This is a genomic window from Enterobacter cloacae complex sp.6700776 (assembly GCF_048284255.1).
GTDB lineage: Bacteria > Pseudomonadota > Gammaproteobacteria > Enterobacterales > Enterobacteriaceae > Enterobacter > Enterobacter intestinihominis.
Genome location: NZ_JBLVYK010000078.1, coordinates 1 through 368, shown reverse-complemented (window position 1 = coordinate 368; position 368 = coordinate 1). Strand labels below are relative to the sequence as shown.

1 pseudogene is annotated in these 368 nt (G+C 39.7%); it reads right to left on the bottom strand.

Features of this window, described 5'->3' with window-relative positions:
• Window positions 1-226: pseudogene (locus ACNQ0T_RS23295) on the bottom strand (NADP-dependent malic enzyme); the annotation flags it as partial.
• Between the last annotated feature and the right edge of the window lie 142 nt (window positions 227-368).

Below are 368 nucleotides of genomic sequence, written 5' to 3'. Positions count from 1 at the left end.
CCGCAGTACCGTTAGAGATAACCCCCACAAGGTTACCTTTCGCTGTATAACGGTATGCTTTTAGTGGTTCTTCTGCGATTTCTAGGCAAGGTACCGCTACGACAGGAGAATAAGCTAAGGCTAGGTCACGTTGAGTAGTTACCGGTTTGGTTGGTGTTACAGTAATTGGCCCAGGATGAGGAAACTCATGAAAATCGAGAGCGCTTTGTTTTAATTTATCATCCATCATCAAGTCCTTTCAAAATTTGGTAAGGTAAGAGCCATCACAGTATAAACACATCTTGTTAGCAAATCATGATCACGTCTATGATTTCCAGAAAAATCTTTCAGTTACAAGAAATTTACACAAATTTGCCACAAAAATACAA